Source organism: Aeromonas sp. sif2416 (assembly GCF_019218665.1).
Classification (GTDB): Bacteria; Pseudomonadota; Gammaproteobacteria; order Enterobacterales; family Aeromonadaceae; genus Aeromonas; species Aeromonas encheleia.
Genome location: NZ_JAHUXC010000014.1, coordinates 31,424 through 51,269, shown reverse-complemented (window position 1 = coordinate 51,269; position 19,846 = coordinate 31,424). Strand labels below are relative to the sequence as shown.

Genomic DNA, 19,846 nt, shown 5'->3' with positions numbered 1-19,846 from the left:
TTATCCTCTTGTGAGCGATAACGGATTGTTTGCCCTCCTGATGGACGGGCCCCAGGTCGAAACCTCTGTCGAGCGTTCCGGCCTCGTTACCTATATAGGGCCGGCGTTTTGGCTTTCAAGGGAAAAAGTTGAAAAAATTGCGTCTAACCATTTCGACCCACCCTTGGCCCGATAGTATCGATAATCGACCCGTGGGCCACTCATCGCTCCCCGCATCCCTCGTCATACTGGTGGCACACTCAGCCGCCACCAAGGATGCAATGCTATGCACATTACCCAGGTTCGTAACGCCACCCTGCTGATCGACTATGCCGGTATCCGCTTTCTGATCGATCCCATGTTGTCTGCCAAGGACAGCCTCCCGGGCTTTGAGGGGACGGCCAACAGCCACCTTCGCAACCCCCTGGTCGAGCTGCCACTGCCCCTGGCGGAACTCATCGATGTGGATGCGGTGATCGTCACCCACGATCATCCTGACCACTGGGACCTGGCCGCACAGCAGCAGATCCCCAAACATCTCCCGCTGTTCGTGCAGCACCAGAAGGATGCCGACAGCATCCTGGCCTGCGGCTTCCATGATGTGCGTCTGCTGGACGAGTCGGCAGAGTTTGCCGGTATCCGGCTACAACGGACCGAAGGCCAGCACGGCAGCGACGATGTCATGGCCGTGCTGGGTGAACGGCTGGGAGAGGTGTGCGGCGTGATCTTCTCCCATCCCGACGAGAAGCGCCTCTATCTGGCGGGTGATACCGTCTGGAACGAGATGGTCGAACATAGCCTGCGACAGCACAGACCCGAGGTGGTCATCCTGAACTGCGGCGATGCCCGGGTGCCGGGGCTCGGCTCCATCATCATGGGCAAGGAGGATGTAAGAGCCGTCTATCTGGCCGCGCCGCAAGCCACCCTGATCGCCAGCCACATGGAAGCCGTCAATCATGCGGTGTTGTCACGGGATGAGCTGCGCGACTTCCTCGACGAACACGGCATGACGGCGCGGGTGCTGGTGCCAGCCGACGGCGAGACCCTCTCGCTGTGATGAGTCGAAGGGCCGATATGGCCCTTCGACTTTGCACATCCAGGGATTATCATCGCCATTCCACGAGCAGAGGAGTCCGCCGTCATGTCCACCCCGATAGTCGCCGTCGTGACCTTCGATGATTTCAGCCCCTTCCACTGCTCGGTGCCCTGCCTCATCTTCGGGGATAGCATGATGCCGGGCCACTCACTGTTCGAGCTCAGGCTCTGCGCCGGCGACGCCACCAGCCAACCCGGCTCATCCCAGGGCTTTCGTATCGAGGTCACTCACGGCCTGGCAGGGCTGGCCGAGGCGGACATCATCATACTTCCCTTCTGGCGCGATCCGGCCGAGCGACCCGCCCAGCCGCTGCTCGATGCGCTGGTGGTGGCCCACGCCCGAGGCGCACAGGTGGTGGGGCTCTGTCTCGGTACCTATGTGCTCGCCTATGCGGGGCTGCTCGAGGGGCGCAGGGCATCGACCCACTGGGAGTATGAGCAGGATTTCATCCGCCGCTTCCCCCGTGTATTGCTCGATACCAACGCCCTCTATGTGGATGACGATGGGCTGGTCACCTCGGCCGGCACGGCCGCCGGGCTGGACTGCTGCCTCTATCTGGTACGCCAGCGTCATGGCAGTGCGATCGCCAACAAGCTGGCACGACGGCTGGTGCTCCCTCCCTACCGGGAAGGGGGCCAGGCCCAGTTCATCGAGCAACCTGTGCCCGCCTCCACCCAGGATGCCAGGATAAACCAGCTGCTCGATCATCTGCGCGCTCAGCTGGCGCAGCCCCATACCCTGGATAGTCTGGCCGATCGGGTCTTGATGAGCCGCCGCACCTTCACCCGCCGCTTTCATCAGGCGACCGGCCTCTCCGTCGGGGAATGGCTGCTGGCAGAGCGGCTCAGACGCAGCCAGGAGCTGCTGGAGACCAGCAACCACTCGGTGGAGCGCATCGCCGAACTGGTGGGATTGAAGACCGCGATCTCCCTGAGGCAGCACTTTCGTGCCCGCTTCAAGGTAGTGCCGAGCGAATGGCGACGCGCCTTTCGTGGCGGCAGGGAGTGAATAGCCCTCCTCTCCCTGTCCCGGCTCGCCCAAACATGGCACCCTGACCATAGATCCCGAGGAGCCACCCAATGTCCCGTTCCGAACGCCTGCTGGCCCTGCTCCAGTTGCTGCGCGGCCACCGTTACGCCATCACAGGCACCGAACTGGCCAGCCAGCTTGGTATCAGCCTGCGCACCCTCTATAGAGATATCGCGACCCTGCAAGCCCAGGGTGCGCATATCGAGGGAGAACCGGGGATCGGCTATGTGCTGCGTCCCGGCTTTATGCTGCCTCCGCTGATGTTCAGCGAAGAGGAGCTGGAAGCCCTGGTTCTGGGCTCCCGCTGGGTAGTGGCCCATGCCGACAGCGCACTGAGCATCGGAGCCCGCAGCGATGCTCGCACGGACGAGGCCCCCCTGCGCGGTGCCATCCGCCAGCAGCGCAAGGTCACCCTGCATTATCACGATCTGAAAGAGGCGAGCTCAGAGCGCACCGTCTGGCCATTCGCTCTTGGCTACTTCGATCGGGTGCGGGTCCTGGTGGCCTGGTGCGAACTGCGGTAGGGCTTTCGCCACTTCCGGGTGGATCGCATCAGCCAGATGCACATGGAGGAGTGCGGCTACCCCAGGAGTCGGGTGTTGCTGCTCAAGGAGTGGCGAGCAACCCAGCAGATCCCGCAGCCAAGATTCATTGCTGACAGAAACTGACAGTCGGGACCCCCACGCCGATGCGCCATTCCCCAGTGAGAAGGAGTGTCATCATGCTTGTCCCCCAGTTCACCATCCTCTACGTCGCCAACCCGGCCCGCAGCGCCCTCTTCTATCACGAACTGTTCGGTCGCCCGCCGGTCGAAGAGTCCCCCACCTTCGCCATGTTCGTCTTCGAGTCGGGCGCCAGGCTGGCACTCTGGTCCAGTACCACGGTCGAGCCCAAGGTCACGCAAGGGGCCGGCACCATGGAGCTGGCTTTCCCTCTGCCTGACGATGCCAGCATCGATGTCGTGTTTGCAAAATGGCAGTCACATGGCCTGACCATAGCCCAGCCACCAACCCGAATGGAGTTTGGCTACAGCTGCATGGCGCTCGATCCGGACGGCCATCGTCTGCGCTTCTACTGCCTGGCCCCCGAGCTGCTGGCCTGACGAAAGCAGATGGCGGGCTCGTGACAGACTGGAAATGATCATCAGGTGCGGTGTTTCACGTGGAACATCCATCAAGATCCAAGCCCACCCGGAAGCGGGCCATCCCAAGCAAACGGCTCCACTCCCGCAAATTACCGATATAAAAAAACCGGTCACGAGGACCGGCTTTTTACTGTCTGCCTGACGGCGTCAATTAGACGTCGAGGTTCGCTACCCGCAGGGCGTTGGTCTCGATGAAGTCACGACGCGGCTCGACGGCATCCCCCATCAGGGTGGAGAACAGCTGGTCGGCACCGACGGCATCGTCGATGGTGACCCGCAGCATGCGACGCGCTTCCGGATCCATGGTGGTTTCCCACAGCTGCTCCGGGTTCATCTCACCCAGCCCTTTATAGCGCTGGATGTAGATGCCGCGCTTGCCTTCGCTCATCAGCCAGTCGACGGCCTCCACGAAGTTCGCAACGGGTTTGACCTTCTCGCCACGCTTGATGAAACCGCCGTCCTCGATCAGGTTGGCGATCTCCTTGCCCAGGGAGACCAGCTGGCGGTACTCACCGGACTGCAGGAAGTCGTAGCTGATCGCGTATTCACGATCCACACCGTGCTGACGCACCACGGCGTGCGGCACGAACAGGCTGCGCTCTTCGTCGCGACGCACCTGCATCTGGTACTGGATGCCGTGGTTGCTCTCGTTGAGCACGGCTTCCATGCTCTGGCACCAGGCCTGCAGGTCGCTCTCGCTGGCCAGCAGGGCCTCGTTCAACTCAGGCTGATAGATCAGCTGGGTCAGCACGGCATCCGGCGCACGGCGGGACATGCGGGTGATCAGGTGGGAGACGGCGCGGTGCTGGTTGACCAGACGCTCGAGCGCCTCGCCACCGATGGCCGGGGCAGACTCGTTGACGTGCAGGGTCGCACCATCCAGCGCCATGGAGGTCTGGTACTGCAGCAGCGCATCTTCATCTTTCAGATACTGCTCCTGCTTGCCCTTCTTCACCTTGTACAGCGGCGGCTGGGCGATGAAGACGTAGCCGCGCTCGATGATTTCCGGCATCTGGCGGTAGAAGAAGGTCAGCAGCAGGGTCCGGATGTGAGCACCATCGACGTCCGCATCGGTCATGATGATGATGTTGTGGTAGCGCAGCTTGTCCGGGTTGTACTCGTCACGACCGATGCCACAGCCCAGGGCGGTGATCAGGGTGCCCACCTCTTGCGAGGAGATCATCTTGTCGAAACGGGCCTTCTCCACGTTCAGGATCTTGCCCTTGAGCGGCAGTATGGCCTGGTTCTTGCGGTTGCGACCCTGCTTGGCGGAGCCACCAGCAGAGTCCCCTTCCACTATGTAGAGTTCGGACAGGGCCGGGTCTTTCTCCTGGCAGTCCGCCAGCTTGCCGGGCAGGCCGGCGATGTCCAGCGCGCCCTTGCGGCGGGTCAGCTCACGCGCCTTGCGGGCGGCCTCACGGGCACGGGCCGCATCGATGATCTTGTTGACCACGATCTTGGCATCGCTCGGGTTTTCCAGCAGGAATTCACCCAGCTTCTCACCCATCGCCTGTTCAACGGCGGTCTTCACTTCGGAAGAGACCAGCTTGTCCTTGGTCTGGGAGGAGAACTTGGGATCCGGCACCTTGACCGAGATGACCGCGATCAGGCCTTCACGCACGTCGTCGCCGCTGGCGGCCGACTTGGCCTTCTTGCTGTAGTCCTCTTTATCCATATAGGTATTGAGGGTACGGGTCAGCGCGGTACGGAAGCCCACCAGGTGAGTACCCCCATCCCGCTGCGGGATGTTGTTGGTGAAGCAATACACCCCTTCCTGATAGGCATCGTTCCACTGCATGGCGACTTCGACGCCGATGCCGTCCTGCTCGGTGGAGAAATGGAACACCTTGGGGTGGATCGGCGTCTTGTTCTGGTTCAGGTATTCGACGAAGGCCTTGATGCCGCCCTCGTAGCAGAAATGCATCTCGCGGCCATCACGCTCATCCTCGAGGCGGATGGACACGCCGGAGTTGAGGAAGGAGAGCTCGCGCAGGCGCTTAGCCAGGATCTCGTAGTGATACAGGGTATCGGTGAAGATGGTCGGGCTCGGCCAGAAGCGTACTTCGGTACCGGTGCCGGAAGAGCTGTCGCCGATCTGCTTGAGCGGCGCCTGCGGCTCGCCCAGGTGATAGGTCTGCTCATAGACATGGCCGTTACGACGGATGGTCAGCAACAGCTTGTCGGACAGGGCGTTGACTACGGAGACGCCCACGCCGTGCAGGCCACCGGACACCTTGTAGGAGTTGTCATCGAACTTACCGCCGGCGTGCAGCACCGTCATGATGACCTCTGCGGCGGAACGGCCCTCCTCCTCGTGGATGTCGACCGGGATGCCCCGACCGTTGTCACGCACGGAGACGGAACCGTCTGAATGGATCTTGACCAGAATATCGGAGCAGTAGCCAGCCAGAGCCTCGTCAATGGAGTTATCGACGACCTCAAACACCATGTGGTGCAGACCCGAGCCATCATCCGTATCGCCGATGTACATCCCCGGGCGCTTGCGGACCGCATCCAGGCCCTTCAGCACCTTGATATTCGAGGAGTCGTAAGTATTTTCACTCATAGCTTACTCTCTGCCTTCTCTAACGTTTCGGAGATCTTGCCTTGTTCCACGTGGAACAACTTGCAGTCATTCGCATCCATCATGTCTGCGAGCTGACCGGTGTCGATGGCGGTGATAAACACCTGGGACGCACACTGCTTCAGCCTTGCGGCCAGCAAGCGGCGCTTGTCGACATCCAGTTCAGAGGCAAAATCGTCAATTAAAAATATACAGCCGCGGCTGCTATGTTGATTCAAATAGAGCCCTTGGGCCAGTCGCATGGCACAGACCAACAACTTCAGCTGACCCCTGGACAAAATATCCTGAGCGGGCACCCCGTTCGCCTTGAGTCGCACATCGGCCTTCTGCGGGCCTACCCCTGTGTACCCCAGCGAGCGATCCCGCTCAAACCCCGCCTCCAGCAATTCGCCGAGGGGGCGGTCTTTCTCCCAGCCCCGATAGAAACCGAGACTGATGTCGAATTCCGGCAGAAAGTCCGCCGTCATCTCCTTGATCAGGGGCGTAATGGCCTGACAATAACTGGCGCGAAACTCTGCCAGTTCACTCCCAAGCCTTACCAGTTCCTGATCCCAGAACGCCAGCTGGCGATACTGGCTGCTCTGGCGCAGCAAGGCGTTACGCTGCTTCAGCAGCCGCCGCACTCGTCCCCACAGGGAGAAGAAGGTCGGCTCCTGATGGAAAACGCCCCAATCCAGCCAGGCCCGGCGCGCCTGAGGCCCGCCGGTCAGCAGGTTGAAACCATCGGGATGGATCAACTGGACCGGCAGCAACTCGGCCAGCTCGGCCAATCGCTGGGCCTGGGCCCCGGCGATCTTGAGCTGAGTCTCACCACTCTTGTCCTTGGCGAGCCCGATGGGCACCTGACGCCCCTCCAGCTCGCACTGAGCAAACAGGGTGAAGGCCCGCTCCCCCTGGCGGATGACCCGCCCGGTCAGGTGAGTGCGAAAGGAACGACCGAGACCGAGGTAGTGAATGGCTTCCAGCACGCTGGTCTTGCCGCTGCCATTGCACCCGACCAGGATATTGAGACCGGGGGACAGCTTGAGACTGGCCTGCTGGATATTGCGAAAGTCACTGAGCTGGAGCTTGACCAGGGACACGACTAGATCCGCATCGGCATCACCACGTATTGAGCATCTTGACTATCAAAATCCTCAATAATGGCACTGCTGATGGAATCGCTCAGGCTGATCCGGATCTGGTCACATTTTAACGTATTCAACACGTCCAGCACATAGGAGACGTTGAAGCCGATCTCCATCTCGCTGGCCTCGTATTGTACGTCAAGCAGCTCTTCCGCTTCTTCCTGTTCCGGGTTGTTGGCGGTGATGCGCAGCAGATGTTGCTGCAAATTGAGACGCACCCCACGGAATTTTTCGTTGGAAAGAATGGCCGCGCGGGCGAACGCCTGGCGCAGATCCTCACGACCGGCGATCAGGGCCTTGTCGCTGTTGCGCGGAATGACTCGGCGCCAGTCGGGGAAGCGACCGTCCACCAGCTTGGAGGTGAAGATAAAGCCATCCAGCGCGGCGCGCAGGTTGCTGCGGCCGATCTGCAGCCGTACCGGCTTGTCTTCCGCTTCCAGCAGGCGCACCAGTTCCAGCACCCCTTTACGGGGCAGGATGACCTGATGATCGGGCAGCGATTCCTGTACCACCTCACGGCGGCAGGTGGCGAGACGGTGACCATCGGTGGCGACGGTGCGCAGGCCGTGGCCCTCGCTCTCGAACAGCATGCCGTTCAGGTAGTAGCGCACGTCCTGGCTGGCCATGGAGAACTGGGTCGCGTCGATCAGCCTCTTCAGTTCCAGCTGACCGATATCGAACTCGAGCACGGACTCCCAGTCCTCGATATTCGGGTACTCGGTCGCTGGCAGGGTCGAGAGGTTGAAGCGGGAACGACCGGAGCGGATGATCAACCGTTCGCCTTCGGTGCTGAGGCGGATGTCCGCCCCTTCCGGCAGGCCACGGCAGATATCCAGCAACTTGCGGGCCGGCACTGTGGTGCGGCCATCCTGGCTGTCGCTGTTGAGATAGACCTGACCGATCATCTCCACCTCGAGGTCGGTACCGGTCAGGGATAACAGACCGTTGCTGACATCGAGCAGGACATTGCCGAGGATCGGCAGGGTCGGCCGGCCACCGAGGGCACCGGACACCAGTTGCAGAGGACGTAACAGGGCCTCACGGCTAATTTCGAGCTGCATCTGTGCTCTCCGTTGTTATCGGGACGAAAGGATTCGAATCAGGTTGGAATATTCGCGCTGCATCTGTCCACTCACCGTTGTTATCAGGAGGAAAGGGTACGGATCAGGTTGGAATAGTCTTCCTTGATGTCGTGACTCTCCTCCTTCAGCTGCTCGATCTTGCGGCAGGCATGAAGAACGGTCGTGTGGTCACGGCCACCAAAGGCATCACCTATCTCCGGCAAACTGTGGTTGGTCAGCTCCTTGGCCAGTGCCATCGCCAACTGGCGCGGACGGGCAACGGAGCGTGAGCGGCGTTTGGACAGCAGATCCGCCAGCTTGATCTTGTAGTACTCCGCCACCGTCTTCTGGATGTTGTCGATGGTGACCAGTTTCTCCTGCAAAGCCAGCAAGTCGCGCAGCGCTTCACGCACAAAATCGATGTTGATGGCGCGGCCGGTGAAGTTGGCGTTGGCGATGACCCGGTTGAGGGCCCCTTCCAGTTCACGGACGTTGGATCTCAGTCGCTTGGCGATGAAGAAGGCGACTTCGTCCGGCAGGTGGATCTGGTTCTCGTCCGCCTTGCGCATCAGGATCGCGACGCGAGTCTCCAGCTCGGGCGGTTCGATCGCCACGGTCAGGCCCCAGCCGAAGCGGGACTTGAGACGATCCTCGACGCCGTTGATCTCCTTCGGATAACGATCCGAAGTCAGGATGATCTGCTGGTTACCCTCGAGCAGCGCATTGAAGGTATGGAAGAACTCCTCCTGGGAGCGCTCCTTGTTGGCGAAGAACTGAATGTCATCGATGAGCAGGGCATCGACGCTACGGTAATAACGCTTGAACTCTTCAATGGCGTTATTCTGCAGCGCCTTCACCATGTCCTGGACGAAGCGCTCGGAGTGCATGTAGATGACTTTGGCGTCTTTCTTGCGCTCCTTGATGGCATTGCCGACGGCGTGCAGCAGGTGGGTCTTGCCCAGACCGGTGCCACCATAGAGGAACAGCGGGTTATAAGCGCCACCCGGATTGTCGGCTACCTGACGGGCCGCAGCACGGGCCAACTGGTTGGACTTACCTTCGACGAAGTTCTCGAAGGTATAGTTCACGTTGGTGTTGCTCTTGTGGTTCGGCTCGGGCTTGGTTTCCGTCTTGCTTTCCCAGCTCTTCTGCAAGTTATTCACAGGCGCAGCACCCCGCGCCGGCGCTCTGGCGACCGCGACGGGATGGGGACGATTACCTATGTCAAAACGCAGGGTGGGACCATCGACTCCGCAGAGCTCGTTGATGATGCCGTTGACCCGGAGCAGGTACTTGTCGCGTACCCAATCCAGAACGAAGCGATTCGGTGCATACAGGGTCAGAGTATTGTCACTCAACTCCGCTTGAAGCGGCCGGATCCACATGCTGAATTCTGCCGAGGGCAACTCATCTTGCAGCCGGTTTAGGCACTGCTGCCATAGCGAAGCAGTCACTCTAGACTCCCGTCAATTGATTAACTAAAGACCGGCTATTCTACGTTTTTAGCGGCTGGATCTCTAGTTGCCGCCACCCGGATCCAGCAAATAAGATCCTTGACTTTCAAGGATCCAGCGCCCCAGGATCTGATTTCATCCCCAAAGTTACCCACAGCCCCCGACTGGGGTGTGGACAGAATGATTCGATGCTGCCGCGGTTATTTTATATAACCAAATATCATTTATTCTTTATATTTTATTCCAATAACATCAGCGCCAACCCGTGATTACAACTAAAAATACAGAACAACAGAGAGAGGAATCCCCATGACATCCACCATCAAGCTGATCTCCGGCGCCGCCATTCTGCTGGCCAGCCTGTCCGGCCAGGCCATCGCCCAGGAAACCATCAAGGTCGGCATGTCCGGCAAGTATTTCCCCTTTACCTTCGTCAAGCAGGACAAGCTGCAGGGCTTCGAGGTGGACATGTGGAACCAGATCGGTGAGCGCACCGGCTACAAGGTGGAATTCGTCACCGCCAGCTTCTCCGGCCTGTTTGGCATGCTGGAAACCGGTCGCGTCGATACCATCTCCAACCAGATCACCATCACCGACGAGCGCAAGGCCAAGTACGCCTTCTCCCAACCCTACGTCTATGACGGCGCCCAGATCGTGGTGCGCAAGGGCAACAGCACCATCCAGGGCTTCAAGGATCTGGCCGGCAAGACAGTCGCCGTGAACCTCGGCTCCAACTTCGAAGAGCTGCTGCGCAAGAATGATCCCGAGAAGAAGATCGATATCCGCACCTATGACTCCAGCTTCGAGCAGGACGTCGCCCTGGGCCGCATCGATGCCTTCGTGATGGACCGCGTCTCCACCGCCCAGCTGATCAAGGAATCCAAGCTGCCGCTGCAACAGGCTGGCAAGCCGTTCGAGACCATAGAGAACGCCCTGCCCTTCCTGAAGACCCCGGAGAAGCAGGCCGTGCTGAAGAAGGTCGACGACGCCCTCACCGCCATGCGCAAAGACGGCTCCCTGACCAAGATCTCGGAAAAATGGTTCGCAGCGGACATCACTAACAAATAAATGATGGAATTCGATCTCGAGTACACACTGGGGCTGTTTCCCATCCTGCTCAAATACCTGGGCACCACGATGGAAATGGCCCTGTGGGGATTCGCATTGGCACTCGTACTGTCGCTGACCCTGGCGATAGTACGGGTGTTTCGCGTCCCCGCGATCCACTGGCTGGCGATGCTCTACATCTCGTTCTTCCGGGGTACCCCCCTGCTCGTCCAGCTGTTCCTGCTCTACTACGGCCTGCCACAACTGTTCCCCATCTTCGTGGGAATGGATGCCTTTACCGCCGCCATCGTCGGCCTGACCCTGCACTTTGCGGCCTACATGGCCGAGTCGATCCGCGCCGCCATTCTGGGCATCCACAAGAGCCAGATGGAGGCGGCCCTCAGCATCGGCATGAGCCGCTATCAGGCGATGCAGCGGATCATATTGCCGCAGGCGGCCCGCATCGCGACCCCGTCGCTGATGAACTACTTCATCGACATGATCAAGAGCACCTCCCTGGCTTTCACCCTGGGGGTGGCGGAGATCATGGGCAAGGCGCAGATGGAGGCCTCCTCCTCCTTCAAGTTCTTCGAGAGCTTCATGGCGGTCGCCCTGGTCTACTGGGTCGTCGTCATCATCTTCACCCGCTTGCAGCACCTGCTGGAAGTGCACCTGAACCGCGCCTATTAAAGGAGGTCTGTCATGATTAAATTAACGGGCCTCTCCAAGGCGTTTGACGGTAATCAGGTGCTGAACGGCATCGACCTTGAGGTCAAGAAGGGGGACATAGTGGTCATTATCGGCCCCTCCGGGACCGGTAAATCGACCCTGCTGCGCTGCCTCAACCTGCTGGAGACCCCGGATGCGGGCCGGCTGGACATCGATGACCTGCAGCTGGATTTGGCCAACGCCAGCGAGCAGCAGGCCATAGAGCTGCGCAAGCGTGCCTCCTTCGTGTTCCAGAACTACGCCCTGTTTGCCAACAAGACGGCGCTGGACAACATCGCCGAGGGGCTGATCACCGTCTGGAAACGACCCAAGGCGGAGGCACGTGCCACCGCACTCGGCATCCTCAAGGACATCGGCCTCGCCGAGAAGCGGGATGCCTACCCGGCGTCGCTGTCCGGCGGCCAGCAGCAGCGGGTCGGCATCGGCCGCGCCATGGCGGCACACTCCAAGGTGATCCTGTTCGATGAGCCCACCTCGGCGCTCGATCCCGAGTGGGTCGACGAGGTGCTCGGGCTGATGAAACAACTCGCCAGCCAGCACCAGACCATGGTGGTGGTGACCCACGAGATCGAGTTTGCCCGTGATGTCGCCGATCGGGTGATCTTCATGGAGGGGGGCCGGATCGTGGAACAGGGCCCGCCGGATCAGATATTGGTCGATCCGCAGGATCCCCGTACCCGGGAGTTCCTGCGCAAAGTACTTAAATAGCTCTCTCTTTGGCGGCCTGGCCGCCTTTTTTCTTGGAGGATCCTTGTTTAACCCCGGGTTGCCAGTATAATTCGGGCCCTTGATCCTACGGATCCTGTCAACTTTCGCTGCCTCTTCACGAGTTAGAGCAAGATGAGGGGGTACGGCGGATTGACTGGAAGCCGAACTCTGTTTAGAATTCGGCCTCTTTTGCTAGTCGTCACACGCTATAGCTGGCGCGTCGGCTCAGTGTGACAATCAAAACTGTACAGAAATACGGAATCTAATCATGAGTAAACGTACTTTTCAGCCGTCCAACCTGAAGCGCAAGCGCTCTCACGGTTTCCGCGCCCGCATGGCTACCGCCAACGGTCGCAAGGTTCTGGCCGCTCGTCGTGCCAAGGGTCGTGCCCGCCTGGTAGTCTAATGCCTACCCAGCACACCTTCTCTCGGGAGTTACGTCTGTTAACTCCCGAACACTTCAAACGCGTTTTCGCCGAGCCTGTCCGGGCCGCTTCTCCGCAAATTACACTTCTTGCTTGCCCCAATACTCTCGAACATCCCCGTCTTGGCCTCGCCGTGCCCAAAAAAGCACTCAAGCGTGCCGTCTGGCGTAACCGTGTCAAACGAGTGGTACGGGAAAGCTTCCGTCTCAATCAGGCCAACCTGCCCGCTATCGACATCGTCGTCATAGCCAAAGGCGGCGTCAAAGAGATGGATAACGAAGAGTTGTTCAAGTTACTGGAAAAGCTATGGCGCACTCTGTCACGCCGTTGCAATGGGTAGCTATCAAACTGATACGCCTGTATCAGCTAATCATTAGTCCCCTGCTCGGGCCACGCTGCCGTTTCACTCCGACTTGTTCCCAATTTGCGATAGAAGCCATCCGACTTCACGGTTTCATAAAAGGCGTTTGGTTAGCTAGCAAACGTCTATTAAAATGCCATCCCTTATCCGAGGGTGGTTATGACCCGGTTCCGCAACCAAAGCGAAGAAACTGAAGACTATGGAATCACAACGCAATTTACTCCTGATCGGTTTGCTGTTCGTGAGCTTTTTGCTCTGGCAACAGTGGGAGTCCGACAAGGCTCCGAAGCCGGCCCCGACTACCGTGGCCCAAACCGAACATTTCGTACCTGAAGCCGGTCAGACCGGTGATATTCCTCAGGTTTCCGAGCAAGCCAACGCCACCACCGCACGCAAGCTGATCACCGTCTCCTCCGACGTGCTCAAGCTGACCCTGGATACCCAGGGCGGTGACATCGTCTCTGCCGAACTGCTGGCCCACAAGCTGGAAGAAGGCAAGGAGCAGCCGTTCACCCTGCTGACCAGCCAACCTGCGCACCTCTATGTTGCCCAGAGCGGCCTGGTGGGTCGTGATGGCCCGGACAGCCAGGCTCAGGGTCGTCCCACCTACGAAGCCGCCCAGACCAGCTACCAGCTGGCCGACGGTCAGGATCAGGTCGTCGTGCCGATGACCTGGACCGACAGCAAGGGAGTGGTCTTCACCAAGGAGTTCGTGCTCAAGCGCGGTGACTACGCCATTGGCGTCGATTACAAGATCGACAACAAGTCTGCCGCACCCGTCCAGGTACAGTTCTACGGCCAGCTGAAGCAGACCGTGACCACGCCGAAGGACCAGGAAGGTCATGCCATGGTGGCCAGCGCCTACCGTGGTGGTGCCTTCTCCAGCGAAGATACCCGCTACAAGAAGTACACCTTCGACGAGATGAAGGATGCCGACCTGAACAAGACCACCAAGGGTGGTTGGGTCGCCATGCTGCAACACTACTTCGTCTCCGCCTGGGCACCGAATGCCGAGGATACCAACAGCTTCTACAGCCGCGTGATCCCGGGTAAAGACCAGGCCATCATAGGTTACAAGGCGCCGCTGGTTGACGTGGCTGCCGGTCAGCAGGCCGAAGTGACCAGCAAGCTGTGGGTCGGTCCCAAGCTGCAGGATCAGATGGCCAAGGTGGCAAACCACCTCGACCTGACCGTCGACTACGGCTGGCTCTGGTTCATCGCTCAGCCGCTGCACTGGCTGCTGACCGTGTTCCACGGCTTCGTCCAGAACTGGGGTCTGGCCATCATCATGCTGACCTTGCTGGTACGCGGTATCATGTTCCCGCTGACCAAGGCCCAGTACACCTCCATGGCCAAGATGCGCATGCTGCAACCCAAGCTGGCTGCGCTCAAGGAACGCTTCGGTGACGATCGCCAGAAGATGTCCCAGGGCATGATGGAGCTGTACAAGAAGGAGAAGGTCAACCCGCTCGGTGGCTGCCTGCCGATCCTGGTGCAGATGCCGATCTTCATCGCCCTGTACTGGGCGCTGATGGAGTCTGTCGAGCTGCGTCACGCGCCGTTCGCCCTGTGGATCACCGACCTGTCGGTGAAGGACCCCTTCTTCGTACTGCCGATCCTCATGGGTGCCTCCATGTGGTACCTGCAGAAGATGAGCCCGACCACCATCACGGACCCCATGCAGCAGAAGGTGATGCAGTTCATGCCGATCATCTTCACCTTCATGTTCCTCTGGTTCCCGGCTGGCCTGACCCTGTACTGGTTGGTGAGTAACGTCATCTCCATTACCCAGCAGACCATCATCTACCGTCAGTTGGAGAAGAAAGGCCTGCACACCCGCAGCTGATCTTCCCCCTGATGACAAAAGAGGCGGCCTTCGGGCCGCCTTTTTTATTACAATGTCCGCAATGACCGACCCTATTACCGAACAGATGAGCCAAGCAAGATGACAACAGATACGATCGTGGCCCAGGCCACCGCCCCCGGCCGGGGTGGCGTCGGCATAGTCCGCGTCTCAGGCCCCGCCGCCGAACGAGTCGCCGAAATCGTACTCGGTCGACTGCCCAGGGTGCGTTATGCCGAATATCTGCCGTTCAAGGATGAGCAGGGCCAGCCGCTGGACCAGGGCATAGCCCTGCTGTTCAAGGCCCCCAACAGCTTCACCGGCGAGGACGTGCTGGAGCTGCAGGGTCACGGCGGCCCCGTCATCCTGGACATGCTGATCCGCCGAATCCTGCAAATTGAAGGCCTCCGCCCCGCCCGTCCCGGCGAGTTCAGCGAACGCGCCTTCCTCAACGACAAGCTGGACCTGGCCCAGGCCGAGGCCATCGCCGATCTGATCGAGGCCTCCAGCGAGCAGGCCGCCCGCAGCGCCATGCACTCCCTGCAGGGCCAGTTCTCCGGCAAGATCCAGCAACTGGTGGAGAGCCTGACCCGGCTGCGCATCTATGTGGAGGCCGCCATCGACTTCCCGGACGAGGAGATCGATTTCCTATCCGACGGCAAGGTGGCGGGGGATCTGTACGGCATCATGGCCGAGCTGGACGACGTGCGCGGAGAGGCCAAGCAGGGCGCCCTGCTGCGGGAAGGCATGAAGGTGGTGATCGCCGGCCGTCCCAACGCCGGCAAGTCGAGCCTGCTCAACGCCCTGGCCGGGCGTGAGTCCGCCATAGTCACCGAGATCGCCGGCACCACCCGCGACGTGCTGCGCGAGCACATCCACCTGGATGGCATGCCGCTGCACATCATCGACACCGCCGGCCTGCGCGACACCCAGGACAAGGTGGAGCAGATCGGCATCGAGCGCGCCTGGGCCGAGATTGAGCAGGCCGATCGGGTGCTGTTCATGGTGGATGGCACCACCACGGATGCGATAGACCCGCGGGAGATCTGGCCGGAATTTGTCGATCGCCTGCCAAAAAACATCGGTCTCACCGTGGTACGCAACAAGGCCGATCTGACCGGCGAGGATCTGGCTCCTCGCAGTGAGCTGGGCCACGCGGTCTATCGCATCTCCGCCAAGACAGAGCTGGGGCTGCCCGCCCTGCGCGAGCACCTGAAGGCCTGCATGGGCTTTCAGGGCAACACCGAGGGGGGCTTCATGGCCCGCCGTCGCCACCTGGATGCACTGGAGCGTGCCGCCGATCGGCTGCTGGTGGCCAAGGAGCAGCTTGAAGTCTATGTGGCTGGCGAGCTGGTGGCCGAGGAGCTGCGCCTGGCGCAGGAGTCCCTGTCCGAGATCACCGGCGAGTTCAGCTCGGACGATCTGCTGGGCCGCATATTCTCCAGCTTCTGCATCGGCAAGTAAGCCGACATCTGCCACCCACAAAAAAGCCCGGGCATGGTCCCGGGCTTTTTATTGTGCGTTTTTTATTCAGGACCCTAGAGGCGGCGCAGGCACCACATGAAGTAAGCGCCCCCTAACAAGGTGGAGACCAGCCCGACCGGCAGCTCCTGCGGGAACAGGATCTGCTGGCCGATCCAGTCGGCCGACACCATCAGCAGGGCGCCACAACCCGCCGCACCGAGCAGATGCCAGCGGGCCCGCACCAGCCCCATCAGCTTGGCCATGTGGGGTGCCAGCAGGCCGGCGAAGGAGAGTGGCCCTATCACCATGGTCGCGCTGGCGGTGAGCACGGCCACCAGCAGCAGTATGACGAGCTGGGCACGGCTGAGGCGAACCCCCAGCGCCGTCGCCACCGCCGGTCCCATCGGCATCAGATCGAGCCAGCGGCTCACCAGCAGACAGACCGCCAGCATCAACAGCGCCAGCAGGGCCAACGCACTGGCCACCGGCTGGGTGACGTAATAGGTGGAGCCGGACATCCAGGCGAGCAGCTGCTGCACCCGCATGTCGCCGTTGGCCAGGGCGATGGCCTGCAGCGGCTCGAACAGCGCCGTGATGGCGATGCCGGACAGCAGGATCCGCTCCGGCTGGAAGCCATTTTTGCGGTTGATCAGCACCAGCAGCAGCAAGCAGGCGAAGGCTCCCAGCAGGCCCCCCAGCAACATCAGGGGCAGCGGCAGGGCGGGCAGCAGCAGGGCCATGACGATCACTCCCATGAAGGTGCCACCACTCACCCCCAGCAACTCGGGGCTCGCCATGGGATTGTTGCTGACCCGCTGCAACAGGGTGCCCGCCAGCGCCAGCAGCACACCGGCAGCAGCGGCCGCCAGGGTACGCGGCAGGCGCCACTCCAGCTGGGCCTGCCACCTCAGCCAGCTCGGCCAACCCCAGCCGTTCATCCCCTGGCCAAACAGCAGGGAGGCCAGCATGGCGACCACCAGCCCGGCCACCAAAATACCGATGAAACGCGCCGGCGCCGGATGCCGCGCCACCACCAGCCCGACAGCCGCTTTCGGGGTCGTCGACTTGAAGCTGAGGCGCGGGATCAGCCAGAGCAGCAGCGGTGCCCCCAGCAGGGCCGTCATTGCGCCGGTCGGGATCAACACGGGCCAGAAGCGGGTCAGGGATTGCAGCAGCAGATCGGTGGCCGCCAGCAGCAGGGCACCCAGCACCGGGGCCCACAGCAGGCGCAAACCTAGCCGCCTCACCCCCAGCATCCGCACCATCACAGGGGCCGCCAGCCCGATGAAGCCGATCAGCCCCACCACGCTCACCACACAGGCGGTGATGAAGACCGCGAGGCCGAGGCCGGCGAAGCGCAGGTGCTTGAGGGAGACCCCCAGGCTGCGAGCGCTGGCGTCATCCAGCTCCAGCACCGCCAAGGGGCGAGCCAGCAGCGCCGCCAGCACACCGGCCACCAGCAACCGTGGCAGCAGGTAGCCGACGCCACTCCAGCTGGTCTGGGCCAATGAGCCACTGCCCCACACCAGCAGGCCTTTCAGCTCCTCCTGGAAGAACAGCAGCAGCCCCAGGCTGATGGCCGCCAGGTAGAGGTTGATCACCAGGCCCGCGAATACGATGACCACAGGGTTGAGCTGACGACGCCAGGCCAGGGCAAACACCAGCCCCATGGCGAGGCTGCCCCCTAGCATGGCGATCCACTCGCGCCCGATCAGCAACCAGCTCGGGGCAAACAGGGTCACCATCATCAGCGCCAGCTGGGCGCCGGAGGCGACCCCCAGGGTCGTCGGCGAGGCAAGCGGATTGCGCAGCACCTGCTGCATCAGGGTGCCAGCCAGGCCGAGGGCAGCGCCAGCCAGCAGGCAGATGGCCAGCCTGGGCAGCCAGCTGAAGTGGATCACCGCCTGGCGGACATCATCCAGCTGCGGCGAGAACAGGGTCTGCCACCAGAGCGCCTGCGGCAGTTGATGAGCCAGATCCCAGCCGGCCAGCGACAGGGTCAACAGCAGCAGGACGAGACCGGGGCGCAGCAGGGAGACGGGAAGGATTTGATTCATTGGGTGGCCCCCTCGGCGGACACATGGGTTGCCAGATCGGAGGCCGCGTCCTCCTGCAGGGCCTCGCTCAGCAGCTCGGCGAAGCGGCGGGCGGCCAGCAGACCGCCGAAACTCCAGACGGCGGGCAGGTGCAGCACCTTGCCCTGCTTCACCAACGGCAGATGCTGCCAGAGCCCAGGCTCCTGCAGCCGCTCGCTCACCCCCACCGGGATGGGATCGACCACCACCAGCCGTGCTTCAGGCAGGGCCAGGAACTGCTCCAGACTGACCACGGAGAAGCCCCAGGCATTGGTCTCCCCCTGCCAGGCGTTGCGCAGCCCCAGCCGCCCCATCACCGCCTCGAACAGGCTGTGGCGGCCAAACACCCGCACATGGCGCTCGTCGATGAACTGCACCAGCAGCAGCGGCGGCAGATCCGCGGGCAGCCGTGCCTTCAGCTGCGCCAGATCCCTGTCCAGCGCGGCGAGCTGGTGCTCGGCCTCGGCACTCTTGCCCACCAGGGCGGCTATGGTCAGGGTCACCTCGTGCAGCCGCTGCCACAGATCGGTATCGGGTTCATAGAGGGCGATGGATTGTACCGGGGCAATACGGGACAGGGTGGGTTCCAGCGATGCCATCAGCGGCGAGATGAGGATCAGATCGGGTTTGAGCTCCGCCAGCAGCTCGCGATTGGGTTGCATCCGCAGGCCTATGTCCACCACCTCGGCGGGGAGCTCTGGCTCCCCCACCCAGGCGCGATAGGAGTCCACATCCCCCATGGCCAGCGGCGTGATGCCGAGGGCCAGCAGGGTTTCAGCCACCGTCCAGTCGACGGTCGCGATGCGGGGGATTGATTGCACTCCCTGCTCGGTAGTTGCCGGTTTGGCCTGCAACAGCAGCGGAGCCAGCAGACAGCAGAGCCAGCCCGTTTTTTTCAGTAAACGCATCGATATCCCCGACTAGATGATGGCGATATTGTGGGCGTGATCCGGATGGCGCATCACGGCCATGGGGATGCCGTAGATGGCGTGCAGCGTCTCGCTGGTCATGATCTGCTCCGGTTCGCCGTGGGTCAGCAGGCGGCCGCTGTGCAGCGCCACCAGCCGATCGCAGAAGCGGGACGCCATGTTGATGTCATGGATGACGATGATGACCCCGAGGTTGAGCTGACGACTCAACTGCTGCACCAGGGTCAGCACCTCCACCTGGTGGGCCACATCCAGCGCGGCCAGCGGCTCATCCAGCAGGATGAAGCGACTCTCCTGGGCCAGCAGCATGGCCAGCCAGACCCGGCCCCGCTCGCCACCGGACAGGGTATCCACCAGCCTGTCGGCGAAGCGTTCGGTATGGGTGAGGGCGATGGCCTTGTCGACCTGACGGTGATCGGCCTCCTGCATACGCCCCAGCAGACCGCGCCAGGGGTAGCGCCCCATCTCCACCAGCTCCCGGCCGAGCAGGTTCTCGGCACTCGGCAGGTGCTGTGGCAGATAAGCCACCTGACGGGCGAAGTCCCGGTTGCCCCACTCTGACAGCGGCTTGTCGTCGAACAGGATCTCGCCATCGCTCAGGGGTTGCTGGCGCGCCAGCAGCTTGAGCAGGGTGGATTTACCGGAGCCGTTGTGGCCGATGAGGCCATAGACCTGGCCCTGCTCGAAGCGCAGGCTGGTGGGTTGCAGCAGCTTACGGTCGCTTATCGTGAAGCTGGCGGCTTTCATCTCAAACATGATCTGTTCCTGTGCTGGCCTTGGTGCCAGTCCTG

Annotated in this window: 18 protein-coding genes and 1 pseudogene; 12 read left to right on the top strand and 7 right to left on the bottom strand. The window is 61.5% G+C overall.

All coding sequences use genetic code 11. The features are described from left to right. Window positions 1-265: 265 nt before the first annotated feature. The 4 genes and pseudogenes from KW821_RS19285 to KW821_RS19270 all read left to right on the top strand — a co-directional run bounded on the left by KW821_RS19285 (window position 266) and on the right by KW821_RS19270 (window position 3,206). Window positions 266-1,036: an MBL fold metallo-hydrolase gene (locus KW821_RS19285; RefSeq protein ID WP_218292561.1), complete on the top strand. Its 771-nt coding sequence runs from the start codon at window positions 266-268 to the stop codon at window positions 1,034-1,036. An 84-nt stretch (window positions 1,037-1,120) separates the two neighbouring features. Then, window positions 1,121-2,083, top strand: a complete 963-nt coding sequence (locus tag KW821_RS19280; protein ID WP_218292560.1) for a GlxA family transcriptional regulator — start codon at window positions 1,121-1,123, stop codon at window positions 2,081-2,083. A gap of 71 nt (window positions 2,084-2,154) precedes the next feature. Next, window positions 2,155-2,772, top strand: a pseudogene (locus KW821_RS19275) (helix-turn-helix transcriptional regulator). A 53-nt stretch (window positions 2,773-2,825) separates the two neighbouring features. Continuing rightward, window positions 2,826-3,206 carry a VOC family protein gene (locus KW821_RS19270; protein WP_218292559.1) on the top strand — a complete coding sequence of 127 codons (381 nt, stop codon included), beginning with the start codon at window positions 2,826-2,828 and terminating at the stop codon, window positions 3,204-3,206. A gap of 193 nt (window positions 3,207-3,399) precedes the next feature. Here KW821_RS19270 and gyrB read toward each other — a convergent pair whose 3' ends face one another. From gyrB to dnaA, 4 genes are all read right to left on the bottom strand, one after another. Next, window positions 3,400-5,814 carry a DNA topoisomerase (ATP-hydrolyzing) subunit B gene (gene gyrB, locus KW821_RS19265; RefSeq protein ID WP_218292558.1) on the bottom strand — a complete coding sequence of 805 codons (2,415 nt, stop codon included), beginning with the start codon at window positions 5,812-5,814 and terminating at the stop codon, window positions 3,400-3,402. Next, complete coding sequence (gene recF, locus KW821_RS19260; RefSeq protein WP_218292557.1) at window positions 5,811-6,914, bottom strand: DNA replication/repair protein RecF; 1,104 nt, start codon at window positions 6,912-6,914, stop codon at window positions 5,811-5,813. Before recF ends, gyrB begins: the two co-directional genes overlap by 4 nt. Before the next feature lie 2 nt (window positions 6,915-6,916). Beyond that, window positions 6,917-8,020, bottom strand: a complete 1,104-nt coding sequence (dnaN, locus tag KW821_RS19255) for a DNA polymerase III subunit beta (RefSeq protein ID WP_042651569.1) — start codon at window positions 8,018-8,020, stop codon at window positions 6,917-6,919. An 83-nt stretch (window positions 8,021-8,103) separates the two neighbouring features. Further along, window positions 8,104-9,474: a chromosomal replication initiator protein DnaA gene (gene dnaA, locus KW821_RS19250; RefSeq protein ID WP_042651570.1), complete on the bottom strand. Its 1,371-nt coding sequence runs from the start codon at window positions 9,472-9,474 to the stop codon at window positions 8,104-8,106. A gap of 309 nt (window positions 9,475-9,783) precedes the next feature. On the opposite strand from dnaA, the gene KW821_RS19245 reads away from it, so the two are divergent. From KW821_RS19245 to mnmE, 8 genes are all read left to right on the top strand, one after another. Beyond that, window positions 9,784-10,542 (top strand): amino acid ABC transporter substrate-binding protein, encoded by a 759-nt coding sequence (locus tag KW821_RS19245; RefSeq protein ID WP_042651571.1) that lies wholly within the window; start codon window positions 9,784-9,786, stop codon window positions 10,540-10,542. After that, a complete protein-coding gene (locus tag KW821_RS19240; protein ID WP_126623440.1) occupies window positions 10,543-11,211 on the top strand; it encodes an amino acid ABC transporter permease in 669 nt (222 codons plus the stop codon). 12 nt (window positions 11,212-11,223) lie between these two features. Then, a complete protein-coding gene (locus tag KW821_RS19235; RefSeq protein ID WP_218292556.1) occupies window positions 11,224-11,958 on the top strand; it encodes an amino acid ABC transporter ATP-binding protein in 735 nt (244 codons plus the stop codon). Between the two features lie 268 nt (window positions 11,959-12,226). Beyond that, window positions 12,227-12,364 carry a 50S ribosomal protein L34 gene (gene rpmH / locus KW821_RS19230; RefSeq protein ID WP_033129679.1) on the top strand — a complete coding sequence of 46 codons (138 nt, stop codon included), beginning with the start codon at window positions 12,227-12,229 and terminating at the stop codon, window positions 12,362-12,364. Beyond that, complete coding sequence (rnpA, locus tag KW821_RS19225) at window positions 12,364-12,723, top strand: ribonuclease P protein component (protein WP_033129678.1); 360 nt, start codon at window positions 12,364-12,366, stop codon at window positions 12,721-12,723. The genes rpmH and rnpA overlap by 1 nt, the downstream gene beginning before the upstream one ends. Continuing rightward, complete coding sequence (gene yidD / locus KW821_RS19220; protein WP_010672280.1) at window positions 12,690-12,938, top strand: membrane protein insertion efficiency factor YidD; 249 nt, start codon at window positions 12,690-12,692, stop codon at window positions 12,936-12,938. Before rnpA ends, yidD begins: the two co-directional genes overlap by 34 nt. 5 nt (window positions 12,939-12,943) lie before the next feature. Continuing rightward, entirely contained in the window at window positions 12,944-14,590 is a 1,647-nt protein-coding gene (gene yidC, locus KW821_RS19215; protein WP_042651573.1) for a membrane protein insertase YidC, read from the top strand. Window positions 14,591-14,689: 99 nt separating this feature from the next. Continuing rightward, window positions 14,690-16,051 (top strand): tRNA uridine-5-carboxymethylaminomethyl(34) synthesis GTPase MnmE, encoded by a 1,362-nt coding sequence (gene mnmE, locus KW821_RS19210; protein WP_042651574.1) that lies wholly within the window; start codon window positions 14,690-14,692, stop codon window positions 16,049-16,051. A 74-nt stretch (window positions 16,052-16,125) separates the two neighbouring features. Here the strand turns inward: mnmE and fhuB are convergent, their stop codons facing one another. Genes fhuB through KW821_RS19195 form a run of 3 tightly spaced genes read right to left on the bottom strand, consistent with a single transcriptional unit; the run spans window position 16,126 to window position 19,811 of the window. Beyond that, window positions 16,126-18,108, bottom strand: coding sequence for a Fe(3+)-hydroxamate ABC transporter permease FhuB (gene fhuB, locus KW821_RS19205; protein ID WP_218292555.1), 1,983 nt, complete (start codon window positions 18,106-18,108; stop codon window positions 16,126-16,128). Then, on the bottom strand, window positions 18,105-19,034 hold the full coding sequence (locus tag KW821_RS19200) for an ABC transporter substrate-binding protein (protein ID WP_218292554.1): 930 nt from the start codon (window positions 19,032-19,034) through the stop codon (window positions 18,105-18,107). Before KW821_RS19200 ends, fhuB begins: the two co-directional genes overlap by 4 nt. A 12-nt stretch (window positions 19,035-19,046) precedes the next feature. After that, a complete protein-coding gene (locus tag KW821_RS19195; RefSeq protein WP_218292553.1) occupies window positions 19,047-19,811 on the bottom strand; it encodes an ATP-binding cassette domain-containing protein in 765 nt (254 codons plus the stop codon). Window positions 19,812-19,846 lie beyond the last annotated feature (35 nt).

Coding starts and splice junctions, on each gene's coding strand:
- fhuB (WP_218292555.1), bottom strand. CDS start 18,108: ATGAATCAAATCCTTCCCGTCTCCCTGCTGCGCCCCGGTCTCGTCCTG.
- KW821_RS19200 (WP_218292554.1), bottom strand. CDS start 19,034: ATGCGTTTACTGAAAAAAACGGGCTGGCTCTGCTGTCTGCTGGCTCCG.
- rnpA (WP_033129678.1), top strand. CDS start 12,364: ATGCCTACCCAGCACACCTTCTCTCGGGAGTTACGTCTGTTAACTCCC.
- KW821_RS19240 (WP_126623440.1), top strand. CDS start 10,543: ATGATGGAATTCGATCTCGAGTACACACTGGGGCTGTTTCCCATCCTG.
- KW821_RS19235 (WP_218292556.1), top strand. CDS start 11,224: ATGATTAAATTAACGGGCCTCTCCAAGGCGTTTGACGGTAATCAGGTG.
- KW821_RS19270 (WP_218292559.1), top strand. CDS start 2,826: ATGCTTGTCCCCCAGTTCACCATCCTCTACGTCGCCAACCCGGCCCGC.
- dnaN (WP_042651569.1), bottom strand. CDS start 8,020: ATGCAGCTCGAAATTAGCCGTGAGGCCCTGTTACGTCCTCTGCAACTG.
- yidC (WP_042651573.1), top strand. CDS start 12,944: ATGGAATCACAACGCAATTTACTCCTGATCGGTTTGCTGTTCGTGAGC.
- KW821_RS19285 (WP_218292561.1), top strand. CDS start 266: ATGCACATTACCCAGGTTCGTAACGCCACCCTGCTGATCGACTATGCC.
- mnmE (WP_042651574.1), top strand. CDS start 14,690: ATGACAACAGATACGATCGTGGCCCAGGCCACCGCCCCCGGCCGGGGT.
- KW821_RS19280 (WP_218292560.1), top strand. CDS start 1,121: ATGTCCACCCCGATAGTCGCCGTCGTGACCTTCGATGATTTCAGCCCC.
- rpmH (WP_033129679.1), top strand. CDS start 12,227: ATGAGTAAACGTACTTTTCAGCCGTCCAACCTGAAGCGCAAGCGCTCT.
- KW821_RS19245 (WP_042651571.1), top strand. CDS start 9,784: ATGACATCCACCATCAAGCTGATCTCCGGCGCCGCCATTCTGCTGGCC.
- gyrB (WP_218292558.1), bottom strand. CDS start 5,814: ATGAGTGAAAATACTTACGACTCCTCGAATATCAAGGTGCTGAAGGGC.
- yidD (WP_010672280.1), top strand. CDS start 12,690: ATGGCGCACTCTGTCACGCCGTTGCAATGGGTAGCTATCAAACTGATA.
- KW821_RS19195 (WP_218292553.1), bottom strand. CDS start 19,811: ATGTTTGAGATGAAAGCCGCCAGCTTCACGATAAGCGACCGTAAGCTG.